Consider the following 2,579-nt stretch of genomic DNA (forward strand, 5'->3'; position numbering starts at 1 on the left):
CAACAAGATCACCCAAAGGAACCGCAACCCGCTACTGGCGATGGATACCGGCGCCGACGGCCTGGCGATCGGCAGGACCGAGGCATCAGGCTTCGGCGTCGTCGGCTCGGTCAGCCACAGTGGCAGGCGGGTCATTGCGGCGATGAGCGGCCTGGCAAGCGACCGCGAGCGCGCCGAGGAAGCGCGAAAGCTGCTCGACTGGGGCCTTCGTTCCTTCCAGAAGACCGAGATTTTCGCCAAGGACGAGGTGGTCGGCGAGGCCCAGGTTTTCGGCGGTGCGAAATCCGGCGTGGCGCTGAAGGCAAAAGCGCCCGTGGTCATCTTCCTGCCCATCGCCAACCGCGACAAGCTGACCGCCAAGATCGTCTATGACGGGCCGGTTGCAGCCCCGGTGGAGGAGGGGCAACCAGTGGGTGCGCTGCGGGTCTGGATCGGTGATACGCTGAGCCAGGAGACGCCGCTTTTCGCGGCCGAATCGATCGGCGTCGGCTCGCTGCCGCAACGCGCGCTCGATGCCGCCAAGGAACTGGCCGTCGGCTGGCTGCGTTAATGCGTGTCGCCCAAAAGTGCTCAGCAGTTTGCGGCGACGACACGCATGAAAAGGGCATAATGCGCGTCGCATCTCTTCAGACGCGACGCGGTTTGGCACCGTGGCGTGGACCTTTTCTCAAGTCAGGACTATTACGGTCCCGCAGCATGGATATAGGCTTTGGTGCACGGATTTTTCATCACCTTCGAAGGCGGAGAAGGGGCAGGCAAGTCGACGCAAATCGAGCGGCTGGCCAGTAAGATGCGCGCCAAGAAATACGATGTCCTTGTCACGCGTGAACCGGGGGGCTCGCCAGGCGCAGAGGCGGTCCGGCATGTCCTGCTTTCCGGGGCTGCCGAGCCATTCGGCCCCAGGATGGAGGCGCTGCTTTTCGCCGCCGCGCGGTCCGACCATGTCGAGCAGGTCATCCGGCCGGCCGTCGAACGCGGCTCGATCGTGCTTTGTGATCGCTTCATGGACTCCTCGCGCGTCTACCAGGGCGTCACCGGCGGCCTCGATCCGGCGTTCATGGGCGCGCTGGAAAAGGTCGCCATCAATGGCATGGTGCCCGACATGACGCTGATCTTCGATATCGACCCGGCCGAAGGACTGCGGCGCGCCACGGCACGGCGGGGCACCGATGCCGGCGCCGACCGCTTCGAAAAGGAAACGCTTGATATCCACCAGCGCCGCCGCGAAGCCTTTCTGGCAATCGCCGCGGCAGAACCCGAGCGCTGCATCGTCGTCGACGCGTCCGCCGACCCCGACACGGTGGAGAACGTCGTCACCGCCGCCGTATTCGCGGCACTGGAGACGATGACGCCGGCGCACAGGAAGCAGGCGCCGGGATGATTTTCGAACGGATCGCACCAGAACAGCACGACACGCTGGACGGCGTACCGGAGCCATCCGAGACGCCGCGTCTGGTCGGGCATGGCCAGGCGGCGAACATGCTGGCGTCAGCCTATCGTTCCGGGAAGCTGCCGCATGCGCTGACATTTGTCGGACCGGTCGGCATCGGCAAGGCGACGCTCGCCTTTCACCTGGCGTATCATCTGTTGAAGCATCCCGCGTTCGAACAGGCGCCGGAAGTCCTTGCCGTTCCCGATCCGGCGTCATCGCTGTTTCGCCAGATCGCCACCGGCGCGCATCCTTCGGTGCTGCATCTGACCCGCCCGCCGAACGACAAGACGAAGAGCTTCAAGACGGTCGTCACCGTCGATGAGATCCGCAAAGTCAGCCGCTTCTTGTCGCTGACCTCGCATGACGGTAGCTACCGGGTGGTGATCGTCGATCCGGCCGACGACATGAATACCAATGCGGCCAACGCTTTGTTGAAGAATCTTGAAGAACCACCGGCACGCACACTGTTCATCCTCATCGTCCATGCGCCGGGCAGCCTGCTGCCGACGATCCGCTCGCGCTGTCAGATGGTGCGGCTGACGCCGCTCGACGCCGAGAGCCTGATGACGGTTCTGGAGAGCGTCGAACCACCGCCGCCGGACGATCCCGCGGCGCGCGCGGCACTGGCCAAGCGGGCAGGGGGCAGCGCGCGCACCGCTATCCTGTTGACGCAGTATGGCGGGCTGGAAATCGCCGAGACGCTCGACGCCCTGGCGACAGCAAGAAAGAGCGATGTTGCCGGTGCCTATCGCCTCGCGGAAGCGGTCGCCGGTCGCGACCAGGCGATTCAGTTCGATATCTTCAATCGCCGTGCGCTCGACCTGCTCTCGACCGGGGCAAGCCAGGCCGCGCTGGCGGGCGATCTGGCGCGGGCGAAAACGCTGTCGGATACTTGGCACGAGGCTTTGAACGCTATATCTGAAACCGACACGTACAATCTCGACAAAAAGCAGCACGCCTTGACCATGATCGACCGCTTGAATTCTGCAATGCGAATGTGACGGCCCATCGGGATGGCAATCGCCGTTTCGATGCGATATCTCACCGGCATCTTTCATTCAGACATTCATGACGGCTCATCCATGGCACGCGATAAATACTACCTCACGACGCCGATTTTTTATCCGAACGGCAAACCGCATATCGG

General features: G+C 63.5%; 2 protein-coding genes and 1 pseudogene. All 3 read left to right on the top strand.

Going from position 1 to position 2,579, the window contains the following annotated elements; genetic code table 11:
• A pseudogene (locus EOA86_RS30175) lies at window positions 1–550 on the top strand (D-alanyl-D-alanine carboxypeptidase); the annotation flags it as partial.
• A 159-nt stretch (window positions 551–709) separates the two neighbouring features.
• Entirely contained in the window at window positions 710–1,381 is a 672-nt protein-coding gene (tmk, locus tag EOA86_RS30180; protein WP_095520597.1) for a dTMP kinase, read from the top strand.
• Entirely contained in the window at window positions 1,378–2,433 is a 1,056-nt protein-coding gene (locus tag EOA86_RS30185; protein WP_128344973.1) for a DNA polymerase III subunit delta', read from the top strand. The genes tmk and EOA86_RS30185 overlap by 4 nt, the downstream gene beginning before the upstream one ends.
• The last annotated feature ends 146 nt before the right edge of the window (window positions 2,434–2,579 follow it).

The sequence above is a fragment of the Mesorhizobium sp. M5C.F.Ca.IN.020.32.2.1 genome (assembly GCF_004023105.1).
Lineage (GTDB): Bacteria > Pseudomonadota > Alphaproteobacteria > Rhizobiales > Rhizobiaceae > Mesorhizobium > Mesorhizobium wenxiniae.

Coding starts and splice junctions, on each gene's coding strand:
- EOA86_RS30185 (WP_128344973.1), top strand. CDS start 1,378: ATGATTTTCGAACGGATCGCACCAGAACAGCACGACACGCTGGACGGC.